Source organism: Succinimonas sp. (genome assembly GCF_045225735.1).
GTDB lineage: Bacteria > Pseudomonadota > Gammaproteobacteria > Enterobacterales > Succinivibrionaceae > Succinimonas.
Window position 1 is genome coordinate 1 of sequence record NZ_JBGVBR010000178.1, and the last position, 15,811, is coordinate 15,811.

Sequence of the window (15,811 nt, forward strand, 5' to 3'; positions counted from 1 at the left end):
CTTTACGGACGGTGAAAAATGCATCTTTGAAGATATCAGGAAATACTTCAGCCACTCAAAATACGTTATCTACCTTGACTGGTATCATGCCCAGAACAAAGTCATCAATCTGACTTCAACCGCGATCAAGTCGGTAAGGGTGGATGATCCCCGAGGCGAAGCTGAGTACTATGCCAGGGGCAGCAAAAAAGGACAGATCAGGAAAAGGGACAAAACATCACTGTCGAAATTGTATGCCAGAGCAATATGCAGGATTCTGTGGAGCGGCAATGTTGATGAGGCCATTGATTACATTGGCCACATACCTCCCGAAGACATTAAAGACCCCGGCTGGCTTGAGAAGCTCAAAGACTATATCAGAGGAAAATCGTCATACATAACATGCTACTCGCTGAGGAGGCGCGCCGGGCTGCGGAACTCATCCAACGGAGTTGAAAACGAAAACATGATTCTCATTGCCAACCGCCAAAAACACAAAACCATGAGCTGGCAGAGAAATGTAAGTCCAGCGCTTGCTGCACTTTCTGCGGTATTCGCTAACGATGAAGCAGACTCCTGGTTCAACCGCGGTGAATTGCCTTTCAGTGTATGTGCACCAACGGATACAGATGATTCGGAATCGGTAGAAATGGATGAGCCACCATTCTCTGAAGAGCCGATTATTGATGCACTGACAACGGCAATTCAGGGCAGTCAAAAAGCTGCTGCATAAATACATGTTAATTAGTTGCAACAGCTAATATGAAACAGCTCGATATTTTCTTCTGGAATCCCGGAAAGACGTAGTTTTTCGGCAATAGTCTGCATCAGGCATGACTTCCCGCACCGGCGCACTCCGGTGATCACCTTGATAATGCCGGTATCATGAAAAAATCCCCGCATTTTCCTGAGGTAGTTTTCCCGTCGGTAGAGTTTCATGGCTTTATCCTGTCAGGAGATCTGGCATGGTCAGACAATTATATGTTAGGAGTCAGAGTTATTTTGGGGTTAAGGCGGCATCTTTTGAACTTTTTGCAAAATTTACCCCCTTAACTGCCAAATAACGCAGGAAGTGTGCACAAAGTTCATTTCGGAAGACAGTAATTCCTGCAGCTACTACAACTCCTTTTGCCGAAGACAACTCTTTTTGCACTCAGGAATGAAGATGAACCTGCCGGAAAAGCCTGATTTCGGAAAAGTTCGGTTCCCCGGCAAGCAGAAAGCTGTAACCCGAAACTCTGCGCAGATGTTACTGAAAAAACCCCGCCGAAACCGGAACAAAAGAACCTCTTGTGATAAGATTATGGCAAGGCTAATATCAGTTAATAACAGTTGCAGCGTCAGGAGAAAAGACATGGAACTCATACAAAGCTTTTCGGTAGACCATACCCGCATTGTGCCCGGTATTTTCACCAGCAGAGTTGATCATCTGGGAGAGTATTCGGTTACTACCTATGACATCAGACTTAAAAGACCGAACAGGGAGCCCGTCATTGACGTGGCGGCCATGCATTCTCTTGAACATATCATTGCCACTTACCTTCGCAACGATCCGGACTGGAAAAACGAGGTTATTTACTGGGGCCCCATGGGCTGCCTTACCGGCTTTTATCTCATACTCAAGGGGAGCCGCTCTTCCCGGGAGCTTTATGATTTGATGCTGAGAGCCTTCAGGTCCGTAAATGACGTGAAGGAGGTGCCCGGCACCGCTCCCGAAAACTGCGGTTACTGCCGCATGCATAACCTGGAGATGGCTAAGTGGTATGCCAATGAGTTTGCCGCTTATCTGGAAGGAAATCATGATAACAGCGCTGTCTTTGAGTATCCCAAGACTGAACGCCTCGTAACAGAGGACGGGCAGCATTTCTATGATTCATAAGCGCGGAATCATGCGGCGGCTTCGTCTGAGATGATTTTGCCTGCCTGATTTCGGACAATTTTTCGGAGGATTTATGAACACACTGCGTAAAATTCTTGCTGCCGGCCTTTTGTCCGGTCTTTCCCTTGGCGGATCAGCTGCCCTGGCGGCGGAAACCGATACTCTGGTGGTGTACTTTTCCGCCACGGGGAGAACCGAGGTGGCGGCAGAGGCCATTGCCGCAGAGCTCAAGGCGGATACCTTTGCCCTGAATCCCGCGGTTCCGTATTCCGTGAAGGATCTGGATTACCGGGATCCTGAGAGCAGATCCTCAAAGGAACATCAGGATCCGTCCATAAAGCCGGAATACACGGGGGACGTGGCGGACTGGAATAAGTACGGCACCGTCTATATCGGCTATCCCATCTGGTGGGGCGAGGCTCCCAATATTGTGTACACCTTTGCCGAGAAGCATGACTTTTCCGGCAAGACCGTCATTACCTTCTCCACCTCCGGAAGCAGCGGCCATGGTCAGAGCTCCGAGCATCTGGCAGCAAAGGCCGGCGCCGGCACCTGGAAGCCGGGGAAGGGCTTTTCCAGCAGCGTGAACACTGCCGAAGTCAAAAAATGGGCCAGGGAAAGCCGGTAATCTGAACAGGCAGAGGGAGAATGTCAGAGCCTGATTAAAACTGAATGGAGGGCCGGTGTTTTCTTCCGGCGGTATTTTGAAGCCTTTCCGGGTGCGGGGAGGCTTTTTTTCTTTCCCGGAGCGTTTTTTTTCAGGATCACAGAAAAATGTTGCAAAAACACAGGCTGTATCGGGGTTTTACCGGCAAAAATATAATAGAATCAGTGTCACGAGCTTTTCCGGGGCTTTTCGGATTGCAGATTCAGGGGCCTAAAGAGGTACAAAAAGGGAGCGTCCATGGTAGCCGTAAGAACCAATCACGTCGGTCAGGACTTCAATCTTAAGGTCTGGGCCCGCGGCCTTCATGTAAAAGACTCGGATCGCGAAGAAATTCTTAAGGTGTTCGCCTACTGCCGCGATCACATGCCAGAAACCCTGGCCGAGGAAGAGAAGCTCACCAGAAGAGCGGCCGAAATAGTGGGCATCCTTCTTACTCTCCACATGGATCTTGATACCTACAAGTCCGCAATTCTCTATCCCCATCTTGAGGAGCATTTCTTTACTCTGGAGGAGGCCAACAGAGATTTCGGGCCGCGCATTTCCCGCATTCTCCATGGCGTGAAGGACATGGAGGCCATTAACTTCATGCATAATCTGTCCTCGGGAGCTATGGTTTCCAATGAGCAGGTGGACACCATCAGACGCATGCTCATCGCCATGATCGAGGACGTGAGAGCAGTGGTAATCAAGCTTTCCGAGAGAATTGCCGTGCTGCGGGAAAGCAAAAACATGGACGAGGAGGTAAAGGTGCTCTTGGCCAAGGAAAGCGCCAATATCTACGCTCCCTTAGCCAATCGGCTTGGCATCGGTCAGCTCAAATGGGAGCTCGAGGATCTCTCCTTCAGATATCTCCAGCCAGACACCTATAAGCAGATTGCCCGGCTTCTGGATGAAAAGAGAATTGATCGGGAAAACTACATCAATAATTTCGTGGCGGAGCTTTCTCAGGCCCTGAAAAGAGCCGGCATCGAAGCCTCCGTTTACGGCCGTCCCAAGCATATCTACAGCATCTGGCGCAAAATGCAGAAAAAGCATCTGGCGTTTTCGCAGCTTTACGATGTAAGAGCGGTGCGGGTTATTGTCAAGCACGTCCGGGATTGCTATGCCGCGTTGGGCATCGTGCATACCCGTTACCATCTTATTCAGCGGGAATTCGACGACTATATCGCAAACCCCAAGCCTAACGGCTATCAGTCCATTCATACCGTGGTTCTGGGGCCCGAGGGCAAGGCCGTGGAGATCCAGATCCGTTCCGAAAGCATGCACAAGAATGCCGAACTGGGCGTGGCAGCTCATTGGAAATACAAGGAAGGCGATACTCCCGGCATCAATTCCGAGTACGAAAAGCGCATTGCCTGGCTCCGCAAGATCCTCTCCTGGCAGGAAAACATGATGGAGACCGGAGCCATTGTGGAGGATTTCAAGAATCAGGTTTTCGAGGATCGGGTGTATGTGTTTACTCCCAAGGGCGATGTGGTGGATTTGCCGGCCGGAGCCACTCCTTTGGATATGGCCTACCAGATCCATACCGCTCTCGGACACCGCTGCACCGGCGCCAAGGTGGGCGGCAGCATCGTGCCCTTTACCTACAAGCTTCAAACGGGCGATCAGGTGGAGATCATCACCCAGAAGGAGGAAAATCCCAGCAGAGACTGGATGAATCCGGCCTACGGCTACATTGCCACCAGCAAGGCCCGTAATAAAATTGCGGCCTGGTTTAAGAAGCAGGATCGGGATAAAAATATTGAAGAAGGCCGGGCTCTCCTCCAGAAAACCATGGATCAGCATGGCATTAAGCTGGAGCGGGGCGAAATTCCCGGACTTCTTGATGAGGTTCTTAACAAGTACAACGCCCGGGATCATAAGGATATCTATGCCAAGCTGGGATCCGGGGACATCAGAATCAACCAGCTCATGAACTTCCTTGAGGAGAAGTTCAAGGAGAAATACGAAGAGCCGGACAATACCGAAGAGCTCCAGAAAACCATCGAGCAGAATCAGCAGCAGTGGCTTAATAACGCCAGACAGGCCAAGGGCAAGAGTCAGGTGATGGTTAACGGCGTGGGCAATCTGCTCACCCATATGGCCCGGTGCTGCCATCCGGTGCGGGGGGATGACATTGTGGGCTTTATCACCCACAGCGGCATCACCATCCACCGCCGGGGCTGCGATCAGCTGAAGCACATGGCCCAGAAAAGTCCGGAGCGGCTGGTGGAGGCCGAATGGGGCGAAAATTATTCCCAGGGCTATGCGGTGACCATTGTTATTGAGGCCAATGACAGATCCGGTCTTTTAAGGGATATTACCACCATTATTGCCAACGAAAGAATCAATGTGCTGGGGGTATCCTCCAGCTCCAATACCAAAATGCAGCTGGCTAAAATCGTCATCAGGATGGAGGTTTACAACATTAACGACCTCACGCGAACCTTATCCCGTCTTAATCAGATGCCGGACGTGCTGTCGGCCCGGAGAGAGTAGCACAGAAGAGAAGGAGCTTCCAGGAGCTCCTTCTTGCTTTCAGGAAAGGGCTTTAATAAAGCCGGTCACCACAAAGGCATTAACGAAGTCAATAAATAGAGCTCCCACCATGGGCACCACAAAAAACGCCTTCGGAGAGGCGCCGTTGGCTAAGGTGAAGGTGCGCATATTGGCCATGGCATTGGGGGTTGCTCCCATGGCGAAGCCGCACTGACCGCAGGCAATAACAGCGGCATCATAGTTTTTTCCCATGATGCGGAAGGTTATGAAATACGCAAACAGTGCCATAATGACGCATTGAACGGCCAGAATGGAAATAAGCGGCAGAGCCAGATCCTTAAGCTCCCAGAGGCGCATGGACATCAGAGCCATGGCCAGGAAGAACTCCAGAGAAATGGCGCCGATAGTGTAGATGGAAGCAACGGGAATGCTGCGCTTCGTAAAGTCCGCAATGTTGCGGATAACCGAGGCAATTACCATCGGCCCCAGATAAGCCGGAATAATGATCTCCATGCTGTTAAGCCAGCGGATAAAAAGGCTGCCCAGAGCTATGGAGATCGTCATGACAAGCGCTCCCCGGAGCAGGGTTTGGTCTGTCAGGAGGCTTGGTTTTTCTTCAGGGCGGTTGTCCTTAAAGGGCGTATCAGAGCTTTCTTCCTTGCAGGAAACCCGGTGCCTGGCCATGAGAAGCTTCCCTATGGGGCCTCCGATAACGGAGCCGGCCACGAGGCCGAAGGTAGCGCAGGCCACGGATACGGAAAGCCCGCCGGAAAGACCGTACTTTTCCAGCTCCGGGCCGAAGGCGGCGGAGGTACCGTGTCCTCCCGAAAGAGATATGGATCCGGCCGCCACTCCCAGGAGGGGATTTTCACCGCACAGGGCGGCAATGGAAACTCCTGCCGCATTCTGACAGAGTATCAGCAGAGTGGAGCAGATCAGGAACAGGAAAACCCCGATGCCTCCGTGAACCAGCATTTTGGCGGAGGCCATGAAGCCGATGCTGGTGAAGAAGGTCATCATAAAAAGATCCTTAAGCTGGCCGTCATAGGTAAAGCTGCAGATCCGGAATTCATAAAGGAGCAGCGTCACTATGGCAAACACCACTCCGCCGATAACGGGTGAGGGGATATAGAATCGTTTCAGGACGGGCAGGAGCATTTTAATGCCATGTCCGGCCAGAAGAAGTACGGTGGCTATCCCCAGCATGGCGGTCATATCAAGGTGATACGTGAAAATTTCGTTTTCCTGCATGGTTTCTCCTCCGCTTTCGGGCTCACGCCGGGAAGCTGTTTTTTCAGGGATTTTGTCTGAAACGGCTTATTTTATCAGAAAAGCCTCCGGTTTTATCTCCGGTATCCGTCATCCCCGTTTTCCGATTTTTCTGTAACCATGTTGCAGGTCAATCGTTCTCAAAATGTGATGAACCTGTCATTTTGCGTTCGCGAGCCAGAGATGCGCTAAACTCGGCCGGTCATCAGGCTGTTTTATGAAGAAGGAGCATCTTCTCTGTTTGCGCTGCCTTGATCTCAGGCTGGTTGTCCGGACGTGAAGTTTTGGTATATAATCATTTTTCGATGGATAATAGTTTTTTGTAATTAGCCTGACAAATATTATTAGTTAATTGTGTCTTAGAGGTTTATATGAAATTTTTAAAAATGACTGTAGCAGCTGTTTCTGTTTTTATCTGCCTGGGCTTTGCCGGGGTCAATGCCTACTGCACCAAGGGACACAGTGATGTAAGTCCTCTCTGCACAAAGTATATCAACCTTCAGGAGGGCGTGAAGGATTCTTGCAAGCAGTGCGCCGGAAATGCGAAATGCAAGGCCGGTGTGAATCTGTATGCCACTGATGCGGTAACCAGGGATCCGGATCTCGCGGATTACATGAAGAAGGAGCGGCTTTCCGCCATTAATTGCCGTTAAATCACCCGGGGTATGGCCGCAGGTTTCGTTTTTGCGGCTTAATCTCTGGGTTGTTGAATGCCCGAGCATTTGTTAAAATAGAGCCTGTATTAAATTCCCTGGCAGCATAGTTGGAATCTTTTGTTCAATTGTGCTGTTTTTTGTTTTCAGAATGTGGTTTTCTATGGTCAGCAAAACAAGCACTAAATTTATTTTTGTTACCGGAGGAGTGGTTTCATCTCTGGGGAAGGGCATTGCCGCAGGTTCTCTGGCAGCTCTTCTTGAAGCCCGCGGCATTGACGTAACCATGCTTAAACTGGATCCTTATATCAATGTGGATCCGGGAACCATGAGTCCGATTCAGCATGGCGAGGTGTTTGTTACCGAGGACGGCGCGGAGACGGATCTGGATCTCGGTCATTACGAGCGCTTTATTCGCACTAAAATGACCAAGAACAATAATTTCACCACTGGCAGAATCTACTCTGACGTTATCAGAAAGGAGCGGCACGGCGACTATCTCGGAGCCACCATTCAGGTTATTCCCCATATTACCAACGAGATCAAGGAGAAGGTGCTGCAGGGCAGTCAGGGGCATCAGGTGGCCATTGTGGAAGTCGGCGGCACGGTGGGCGATATTGAATCCCTGCCCTTTTTGGAGGCGCTGAGACAGCTGGCAGTGGAAATCGGCCGGCAGAATGCCATTTTCATGCATCTCACTCTGGTGCCTTATCTCAAGACCTCCAACGAGATCAAGACCAAGCCCACCCAGCACTCCGTAAAGGAGCTTTTGAGCATCGGCATTCAGCCGGACGTGCTTATCTGCCGTTCCGATACCAACATTCCGCTGCCGGAAAAGAAGAAGATCGCGCTTTTCTGCAATGTGGGCGAAAAAGCGGTTATTTCCCTCCGCGATGTGGATTCCATTTACAAGATCCCCACTCTTCTTAAAAATCAGGGGCTGGACGACTTCATTGTGGAGCGCTTCAGCATTGACTGCCAGCCGGCGGATCTTTCCGAATGGGAGCAGGTGGTGTATCAGCAGGCCAACAGCGAAGGCGAAGTGGTGGTCGGCATGGTGGGCAAGTATGTGCAGCTTCCCGATGCCTACAAGTCCGTTAACGAAGCCCTGAAGCATGCCGGCCTTAAGAACCGGGTGCATGTGAAGATCAAGTACATTGACTCCCAGAGCGTGGAAACCAACGGCGAGGAAACTCTCGAAGGCATCGATGCCATTCTGGTGCCGGGAGGCTTCGGGAACCGCGGCATAGAGGGCAAGATCATGGCGGCCCGTTTTGCCAGAGAACACAAGGTTCCTTATCTTGGCATCTGTCTCGGCATGCAGGTGGCCATTATCGAATATGCCCGGAATGTTGCCGGCATGACCGGAGCCAATTCCACGGAATTTGACCGGGAATGCCCGTATCCGGTTATCGGTCTTATCACCGAGTGGGTTAACAAGGAAGGACAGATCGAGGAAAGAAGCGAAGAGTCCGATCTTGGCGGCACCATGCGTCTGGGGGCTCAGCAGTGTCATCTAGCTGATGGTTCCCGGGTGCGGGAGCTTTACGGCAAGCCTGAGATCTACGAGAGACACCGGCACCGCTATGAGGTAAATAACAATCTGCTGCCAGATCTGGAATCCGCCGGTCTTAAGGTTACCGGTCTCTCCGCTGACAGACAGCTGGTGGAGATCGTGGAGGTGGCTAACCATCCCTGGTTTGTGGGCGTGCAGTTCCATCCGGAGTTTACCTCCACTCCCCGGGACGGCCATCCGCTGTTTTCCGGGTTTATCAAGGCGGCCATGGAGTATCAGGCCCAGACCAGGCATAATCAGCAGTAGTACAACAGACAGAGAGACTCCGCTTTCGGAGTCTTTATGGGAAACGGACGGTTCTCGGGGACTGTCCGTTTTTTCATTCTCCCCCGTTTCTTGTCTTTGGCTTCATCGTATCTTTCTCATCTTTCATATCAATCACATCATCATTTCATGCTTTTTCCGGTAATCTCAGGCTCAGACAGCGGAGCCGCAGAGGGCTGTTGTATTTCAGTGATTTTCATTACTTGCATTCTCAGATCTCAAAAACCTATTGACATACTAGGTGACTATGTTTATATTTGAGCAAGGTCGGGCCCGGGGCTGTAAAGCCGTAAAAGGTCAGAGAGCGCGGCCGGCCGGAAATACGAAGTTTCTGAAAGGCGATATGAGAGTTGTGAGTGCGTTTTTATGAATGATTGCGGTTTTACTACGTTACTTCTCCATGGAAAAAACTCCCGGAGTTATCCTCAGGGGGCCATACTCCCTCCGATTTCTCAGGTAACAGCCTTTCAGTACGAAAGCATGGAGGATCTGGAAAGGGTTTTTGCTCATAAGAGTCCCGGTTTTGCCTATACCAGAATCGGCAATCCCACAGTCTCCGCTTTTGAAAACAGGATTAATGAACTGGAGGGCGGTTTTGGCGCCGTCGCCACGGGGAGCGGGATGGCGGCTATAGTCACCGCTATCCTGGCAGTGTGCGAAAGCGGTGATGAGATTATTGCCGGGGCCGGACTGTACGGCGGGACAATTGATTTGTTTCATGATCTGGAAAAGCTTGGCATTCATACCGTGTATGCCGACAGGCTGGATGCTGATGCGGTCAGGAGCCTCGCGACCGACAAAACCAGACTGGTTTTCGGGGAGCTTATCAGTAACCCGTCTCTGGCGGTGCTGGATGTTCCGGCTCTTGCAAAGGCAGCTCATGAACAGGGAGTACCCCTTTTTGTGGATTCCACCACGGCAACTCCGTATCTGGCAAGACCGCTGAGTCTGGGAGCGGATGCGGTCATCCATTCCACCTCCAAGTATATCAACGGCGGCGGAAATTCCGTGGGCGGCATTATTGTGTCCGGGGGCTCCTTCAGCTGGGATTTTGATCGGCATCAGGCGCTTTCCGGCTTCAGACAGTATGGGAAGCTGGCCTTTCTGGCCAGGCTGAGAGCGGATATTTTTGCCAATCTCGGCACCTGCCAGAGTCCCATGAATGCCTATCTGACATATATCGGAGCAGATACCCTGGGGCTCAGAATGGACAGGATCTGCAGTAATGCCGATGCTCTGGCTCGGCGTCTCGCGGAGGAACCCGATATTACGGTGAACTATCTTACTCTTCCCGGGCATCCATACCATGAGTATGCGGAACGGGAGCTCGGAGGCCTGGGGGGCGGCATTCTGACCCTGAGAGCCGGAAGCAGAGAAAGAGCCTTCAGGATCATAAATTCCCTGAAGTATGCCCGGATCGCCAGCAACCTGGGAGATCTCAGGACTCTGGTTATCCATCCGGCCTCCACTCTCTATGTCAGAACCAGTAAAGCCGAGGCGGAAAAGGCCGGAGTCTTTGAGGACACCATCCGCATCAGCGTAGGGATTGAGGATCCGGAGGATCTTATTCAGGATTTTCTTCAGGCCGTGGCGGTTAGCAGAGAAGAAAGGGCTTAACAGAAAAAGTGATTAACAAAAAAGGGCCTTAGCAGAAATGACAGCCGCAGTAAGAGCTTTAATGACGGAAAGGGTTTGGGCCGGAATTACGCAGCATGCCCGGACAGCCTATCCGGAGGAATGCTGCGGGGCGCTTTTGGAAGTTTCCGGTGAAGCAGGCTCAGTCATCATTGCCGGCTTTCGGCCCCTGAGAAACCTGGCGTCCGGAAAGCCCGGCGCCGGGGACAGCAGGCAGCGGAGCTATCAAACGGATCCCCGGGAGCTTCTGGAGCTTGAGCGGGAATGCGGCAGTCAGGGCTTTACAGTGATTGGTTTTTATCATTCCCATCCCGGAGCAGCCGCGATGCTGTCCCGGCGGGATACAGAGGGCATGGTGCCCGGATGCATTTATGCGGTGATTTCCGTATATGGTCATGAATTACAGGATATTTCTGATATCAGATTATGGATGAAGCCTTCAGTAGCAGACTGGCCTTCTGAACTGAAGCTGGAATTATTTAAGGAGACAGGACTGTGAAGGTTTTTATTTCAGCGACACTGCGTTCGTTTTTCGGTCGAAGTACCACCGAGGAGGTGCAGGGCAATACCGTAAATGGAGCTTTAAAGGAGTTAAGCGATCGTTTTCCCGAGGCCAGAAAGGGACTTTGGGATGATAAGGGTGAACTCCGGAGCTTTATCAGAATTTTTGCCGGAGAAGCCGACTGGACAGACAAGAACATGCATGACACTCCGGTGCCTTCAGGTAGCCAGCTCCTCCTCCTTCCCCTTATTACCGGCGGCGCTCCGGAGGAGGGGATAATTTCCGAAGCTCGGAGAAAGCAGGTATCTCTGGACAATGCAGAGGTAGATCAATTCAGCCGGCATCTTCTGCTCCGGGAGATTGGCGTCAAGGGGCAGAAAAAAATAAAGGCCGCCCGAGTAGCGGTTATCGGAGCCGGCGCTCTGGGCGGGCCGGTGCTGCAGTACCTGGCGGCAGCAGGGGTGGGCACTCTCAAGATTGTGGATTTCGACACAGTGGCTGTTCCCAACCTGCAGAGTCAGGTGATCCATGGTTTCCGGGACATCCGGCGTCCCAAGGCGGCTTCGGCCCGGGATAAGGTCAGGGCCATTAATCGCCGCACAGAGGTAATTGCCGAGAATATAAAGGTTGACGCCAGCAACGTTCTGTCAGTCATCGACGGTTTTGATCTCGTGATTGACTGCACAGATAACTATCAGGCGCGCTACATTCTTAATGATGCCTGCGTCATTTGCGGGATCCCTCTGGTATACGGCGCTGTTTACCAGTATGAAGGGTGGGTCAGCATTTTTAACTATCAGGGCGGGCCGTGCCTGAGGTGTCTCTTTCCGGCGCCGCCTGAGCCGGGGCTGGTGCCCACCTGCGCCGAGGGCGGCACCATAAGTCCGCTTTCCGGCATTATCGGGAGCATTCAGGCCACAGAGGCTCTGAAGCTCATTATCGGCATCGGCGAGCACCTTTCCGGAAAACTCCTCAGGGTGGATACCCTGGGACTCAGATCCGAGGTGCTGGAGGTAAGACACCGGGATGACTGTCAGGTTTGCGGCAGCGCCCCGACAATCAGAGAGCCTAAGAACTACGACTATGAAGAGCTCTGCGGCCTCAGAGAGGATCCCGCGGAGGAGCCGGTGGCCACTATCGCTCCGGAGGATCTGGCGCGGCGCATCGAGAACGGCGAGCCTCTGACCATTGTTGATGTCAGAGAGCCCCACGAGCGTTCGATTCTGCGCTTCTCGGGAGCCATTGTTATTCCGATAGGACAGCTGGCCCGGAGACAGCGCGAGCTTAATCCGGAGCACGATACCGTGTTTATCTGCAAAGAAGGCAAGCGGAGCATCCTGGCGGTGAAGACCCTGCGGGAGGCCGGTTATGCGGGACCGGCATACAGTCTCAGAGGAGGACTGGATGCCATGAAGGATATTATTCTGTCCAATGAAGGCGGCTGGATCTAGGCCGGCAGATTTGGAGGGAATGAGTTATGAGAAGCAATTTTCTGATTTTTTTAGGAGAATGAAATGTCAGCAGAAAATGTAAACAACAGTGGGATTAATGCCCTGGGATCTCAGGCGGCCTACAATCTGGCCAACGTTACCAAGACCAGGCCGCAGTTTGGCTCCCTGACCCCCAAGTGGCTCACCAGATTTCTGGAGTTCAAGGGGCTGGAAACCGGCATTTTCCGGGTGAATCGCGTGGTTGAGGGCGATACTCCTCTGGATGTGCTGTGCAGCCAGACCAAGAAGTCTGACATTATTCCCGAGGGCTATGTAGAGTATGAGACCCAGCCTCGGGAGTACCGGCTTAACTCCATTTCCACCATTATCAATGTCAATACCGCTATTGAGGATGTGTACAGTTCGCCCTATGATCAGGTGCAGGAGCAGCTTTCTCTGGCGGTTGATTCTTTGAGAGAGCGTCAGGAGAGCCAGCTTATCAATAATGATGACTACGGCCTCCTCAAGAACGTGGCTGATTCTCAGAGAATTCAGACCAGAAACGGAGCTCCGACCCCGGATGATCTGGATGAGCTCATTACCAAGGTGTGGAAGGAGCCGTCGTTTTTCCTGGCTCACCCGAGAGCTATTGCCGCCTTTGAAAGAGAATGCACCAAGCGCGGTGTTCCTCCGGTGGTTATCAATCAGGCCGGCGGCACCTTTGTAACCTGGCGCGGCATTCCCCTGATCCCCACCGACAAGCTTCTGGTGGACGGTCTTAAGAATCCGGTATCCCAGAGCGGCAAGACCAATATCCTTCTGGTCAGAACCGGCGAAGCCAAGAGAGGCGTTATCGGTCTCTTCCAGGCCGGGCTCAAGAACGAGCATTCCAGAGGCCTTTCGGTACGGTTCCGCGGTATTGACAACAAGGGCGTTGCCTCCTATCTGCTGTCTCTTTACTGCTCCGCTGCCGTTCTTGCTGATGATGCTCTGGCTGTTCTTGAGGATGTAGAGGTTGGCGAATACCATGACTACAACGATTAATGCCGCAGGTTCCCCGGAGGTTCTTTACGGAGTTCCTGCCGCGGCGGAGCTGGAGGCCCTGGCGAATCAGCTGTTCCCGGATTTAATCGGGGAGGCGGCTGTTCCCTCCGGGACAGTTCCGGCCGCGCCGGCCGAGGCTCCGGCAGCAGCGCCTGAGGTTCCCGCCGTCGGTTACGGCATCCCTGCCGGGACGTCCTTTGACTGGGAGCATCCCTTTGCCGCGGCGCCTTCAGGAGCAGAGACCGAGAAGCTTTCTCCCGGCTACGCTCCGGTGGTGCTGTCTGCCAGCGATGCGGCTTCAGGGAAGGTTCCGGAGCAGACAGCGGCTCCCGGCGCCGTTACGCCCCGGGGCAGCAATGACTCCATTCGCATCGGCAGCAAAACATTGGCAGAGATCCGCGGAGATTTTCCGATCCTTGCGGAAAAGGTCAACGGAAACAATCTGGTATGGCTGGATAACGGCGCTACCACCCAGAGACCGCAGCAGGTAATAGACCGGATCTCCTACTATTACCAGCATGAAAACTCCAATGTGCATCGCGGAGCTCATACCTTGGCAGCCAGATCCACTGATGCTTATGAAAACGCCCGCGATATCGTACGGGACTTTATCGGAGCGGGATCCTCCAGCGAAATTGTGTTTGTGCGGGGCACCACCGAGGCCATAAATCTGGTGGCCAATGCCTACGTAAAACCGACTTTGAAGCCCGGAGACGAGATCATTGTTTCCATTCTGGAGCATCATGCCAACATTGTGCCGTGGCAGCTTATCGCGCAGAAAACCGGAGCGGTGATCCGGGTTATCCCCTGCGATGAAACCGGGCAGCTAATTATGTCGGAGTACGATAAGCTCTTTACCAGCCGGACAAAGTTTGTGGCAGTAACCCATGTATCCAACGTGCTGGGCACTGTTACTCCGGTGGCCGAGCTTATTGCCGGAGCGCATCGGCACGGGGTGAGAATCCTGATTGACGGAGCGCAGTCCGTGGCTCATATCCCGGTTAATGTCTCGGCTTTGGATGCGGATTTCTTTGTGTTCTCGGGACATAAGATCTACGGTCCTACCGGTATCGGGGTGGTTTACGGGAAGAAGGAGCTTTTAAGAAGCGCCGAGCCCTATCACGGAGGCGGCAACATGATCGCCGATGTTACCTTTGAACGGACTCTTTACAATGACGTGCCCAATAAGTTTGAGGCCGGCACCGGCAGCATTGCCGATGCGGTAGGGCTGGGAGCCGCGCTTTCCTATCTGTCGTCCATCGGGATGCCGTGCGTGCACCGCTGGGAGCATGATCTCCTGCAGTATGCTCTTAAGGAGCTCCGCGCGGTGCCGGGACTGACCCTGGTAGGCACGGCCCGGGACAAGGCTTCTGCTTTGGCCTTTAAGCTCAATGGCTATTCCGATGACGAGGTGGGGCGGAGACTGGACAGCTTCGGCATTGCCGTGCGTACCGGACATCACTGCGCCCAGCCGGTGCTTCGGAGATTCGGCTATGAGAGCGCGGTCAGACCGACACTGGGCATCTATAACTCTCCGGAGGACATTGATGCTCTGGTCAGAGCGCTGAGGTCTTTTGCCTGACAGAGGCTCCGGACGGCATGCCGTCCGGGGTTTCCCAGGGCTTTCAGGTAAAGATGACATGAAGACCGCATACAATACAGACGAGATCCGGGATCTGGTGCAGGGGATCATAGCCGATATCGACGGCACCAAGAATATTGACGATATCGATTTTTTTCATAAGCCGGACAAAGCAGAGGTAAGGGAAATCATCGATAACCTTTTCCGCATTGTTTATCCCGGCTATTTTAGGGATCGTTCCTTCAAGATTTACAACCCGGAGCATGGCTTTGCCGTAATTCTGGAGGACGTTTTTTACCACCTTAACAAGCAGGTAGTCCAGGCTTTGGATTTTTGCCGGCTTCGGGGCGTCATGACCGGGGAGGAGCGGGCCCGGGAGGCTTACCGCATCACCCGGGAATTTATGAGACGCCTTCCCGCTGTGCGCCGTTTGGCGGAGACGGATCTTCTGGCCGCCTATGACGGGGATCCGGCGGCCGGGTGTTTGGAGGAGATTATTCTGGCCTATCCCGGACTTAGGGCCAGCACGGTATACCGCTTGGCTCATGAGCTTTATCTTTTGCGGGTTCCGGTATTGCCTCGGCTGATGACGGAGTACGCTCATGCCGAAACTGGCATTGATATTCATCCGGGAGCAGTTATCGGGAGAAGCTTTTTTATTGATCACGGTACCGGCATTGTTATCGGGGAAACGGCGGTAATCGGCCAGAATGTCAAGATCTATCAAGGGGTTACCCTGGGAGCCATTTCCACCCGGGGCGGCCAGAAGCTTTCGGGAAAAAAGAGGCATCCCACCATCGGCGACAATGTGACCATTTATGCCGGTGCTTCCATTCTGGGCGGGGAAACG

Annotated in this window: 14 protein-coding genes; 12 read left to right on the forward strand and 2 right to left on the reverse strand. The window is 52.8% G+C overall.

What is annotated here, in order from left to right; all coding sequences use genetic code 11:
• The coding region (locus ACJROR_RS06200) for a hypothetical protein (RefSeq protein ID WP_406546336.1) at nucleotides 1-712 on the forward strand (712 nt) is incomplete at its 5' end.
• 11 nt (nucleotides 713-723) lie between these two features.
• Here ACJROR_RS06200 and ACJROR_RS06205 read toward each other — a convergent pair.
• Nucleotides 724-918, reverse strand: a complete 195-nt coding sequence (locus ACJROR_RS06205; RefSeq protein WP_406546337.1) for a hypothetical protein — start codon at nucleotides 916-918, stop codon at nucleotides 724-726.
• Nucleotides 919-1,333: 415 nt separating this feature from the next.
• On the opposite strand from ACJROR_RS06205, the gene ACJROR_RS06210 reads away from it, so the two are divergent.
• The 3 genes from ACJROR_RS06210 to relA all read left to right on the forward strand — a co-directional run bounded on the left by ACJROR_RS06210 (nucleotide 1,334) and on the right by relA (nucleotide 5,006).
• Nucleotides 1,334-1,858: an S-ribosylhomocysteine lyase gene (locus ACJROR_RS06210; RefSeq protein WP_406546338.1), complete on the forward strand. Its 525-nt coding sequence runs from the start codon at nucleotides 1,334-1,336 to the stop codon at nucleotides 1,856-1,858.
• Between the two features lie 73 nt (nucleotides 1,859-1,931).
• Nucleotides 1,932-2,486 carry a flavodoxin gene (locus ACJROR_RS06215; protein WP_406546340.1) on the forward strand — a complete coding sequence of 185 codons (555 nt, stop codon included), beginning with the start codon at nucleotides 1,932-1,934 and terminating at the stop codon, nucleotides 2,484-2,486.
• A gap of 276 nt (nucleotides 2,487-2,762) precedes the next feature.
• Complete coding sequence (gene relA / locus ACJROR_RS06220; RefSeq protein ID WP_406546341.1) at nucleotides 2,763-5,006, forward strand: GTP diphosphokinase; 2,244 nt, start codon at nucleotides 2,763-2,765, stop codon at nucleotides 5,004-5,006.
• A 39-nt stretch (nucleotides 5,007-5,045) separates the two neighbouring features.
• Here relA and gltS read toward each other — a convergent pair whose 3' ends face one another.
• Nucleotides 5,046-6,257 carry a sodium/glutamate symporter gene (gene gltS, locus ACJROR_RS06225; protein WP_406546343.1) on the reverse strand — a complete coding sequence of 404 codons (1,212 nt, stop codon included), beginning with the start codon at nucleotides 6,255-6,257 and terminating at the stop codon, nucleotides 5,046-5,048.
• A 389-nt stretch (nucleotides 6,258-6,646) separates the two neighbouring features.
• Here gltS and ACJROR_RS06230 point away from each other — a divergent pair, with 389 nt between their 5' ends.
• The 8 genes from ACJROR_RS06230 to ACJROR_RS06265 form a co-directional block, all read left to right on the forward strand.
• The gene (locus ACJROR_RS06230) at nucleotides 6,647-6,928 is read left to right on the forward strand and encodes a hypothetical protein (protein WP_406039258.1); all 282 of its coding nucleotides are present in this window, start codon (nucleotides 6,647-6,649) and stop codon (nucleotides 6,926-6,928) included.
• Nucleotides 6,929-7,091: 163 nt separating this feature from the next.
• Nucleotides 7,092-8,750, forward strand: coding sequence for a CTP synthase (locus ACJROR_RS06235; RefSeq protein WP_406546344.1), 1,659 nt, complete (start codon nucleotides 7,092-7,094; stop codon nucleotides 8,748-8,750).
• 384 nt (nucleotides 8,751-9,134) lie between these two features.
• Nucleotides 9,135-10,385 (forward strand): PLP-dependent transferase, encoded by a 1,251-nt coding sequence (locus ACJROR_RS06240; protein WP_406546346.1) that lies wholly within the window; start codon nucleotides 9,135-9,137, stop codon nucleotides 10,383-10,385.
• Nucleotides 10,386-10,446: 61 nt separating this feature from the next.
• Nucleotides 10,447-10,902 (forward strand): Mov34/MPN/PAD-1 family protein, encoded by a 456-nt coding sequence (locus ACJROR_RS06245; RefSeq protein ID WP_406546347.1) that lies wholly within the window; start codon nucleotides 10,447-10,449, stop codon nucleotides 10,900-10,902.
• Complete coding sequence (moeB, locus tag ACJROR_RS06250) at nucleotides 10,899-12,356, forward strand: molybdopterin-synthase adenylyltransferase MoeB (protein WP_406546348.1); 1,458 nt, start codon at nucleotides 10,899-10,901, stop codon at nucleotides 12,354-12,356. Before ACJROR_RS06245 ends, moeB begins: the two co-directional genes overlap by 4 nt.
• Nucleotides 12,357-12,419: 63 nt before the next feature.
• The gene (locus tag ACJROR_RS06255) at nucleotides 12,420-13,379 is read left to right on the forward strand and encodes a family 2A encapsulin nanocompartment shell protein (RefSeq protein WP_406546349.1); all 960 of its coding nucleotides are present in this window, start codon (nucleotides 12,420-12,422) and stop codon (nucleotides 13,377-13,379) included.
• Nucleotides 13,363-14,961 (forward strand): SufS family cysteine desulfurase, encoded by a 1,599-nt coding sequence (locus ACJROR_RS06260; RefSeq protein ID WP_406546351.1) that lies wholly within the window; start codon nucleotides 13,363-13,365, stop codon nucleotides 14,959-14,961. Before ACJROR_RS06255 ends, ACJROR_RS06260 begins: the two co-directional genes overlap by 17 nt.
• A gap of 58 nt (nucleotides 14,962-15,019) precedes the next feature.
• On the forward strand, nucleotides 15,020-15,811 hold a 792-nt coding region (locus ACJROR_RS06265), incomplete at its 3' end, for a serine O-acetyltransferase (protein ID WP_406546352.1).

Coding starts and splice junctions, on each gene's coding strand:
- ACJROR_RS06245 (WP_406546347.1), top strand. CDS start 10,447: ATGACGGAAAGGGTTTGGGCCGGAATTACGCAGCATGCCCGGACAGCC.
- ACJROR_RS06215 (WP_406546340.1), top strand. CDS start 1,932: ATGAACACACTGCGTAAAATTCTTGCTGCCGGCCTTTTGTCCGGTCTT.
- relA (WP_406546341.1), top strand. CDS start 2,763: ATGGTAGCCGTAAGAACCAATCACGTCGGTCAGGACTTCAATCTTAAG.
- ACJROR_RS06240 (WP_406546346.1), top strand. CDS start 9,135: ATGAATGATTGCGGTTTTACTACGTTACTTCTCCATGGAAAAAACTCC.
- ACJROR_RS06255 (WP_406546349.1), top strand. CDS start 12,420: ATGTCAGCAGAAAATGTAAACAACAGTGGGATTAATGCCCTGGGATCT.
- ACJROR_RS06260 (WP_406546351.1), top strand. CDS start 13,363: ATGACTACAACGATTAATGCCGCAGGTTCCCCGGAGGTTCTTTACGGA.
- gltS (WP_406546343.1), bottom strand. CDS start 6,257: ATGCAGGAAAACGAAATTTTCACGTATCACCTTGATATGACCGCCATG.
- ACJROR_RS06205 (WP_406546337.1), bottom strand. CDS start 918: ATGAAACTCTACCGACGGGAAAACTACCTCAGGAAAATGCGGGGATTT.
- ACJROR_RS06210 (WP_406546338.1), top strand. CDS start 1,334: ATGGAACTCATACAAAGCTTTTCGGTAGACCATACCCGCATTGTGCCC.
- ACJROR_RS06235 (WP_406546344.1), top strand. CDS start 7,092: ATGGTCAGCAAAACAAGCACTAAATTTATTTTTGTTACCGGAGGAGTG.
- ACJROR_RS06230 (WP_406039258.1), top strand. CDS start 6,647: ATGAAATTTTTAAAAATGACTGTAGCAGCTGTTTCTGTTTTTATCTGC.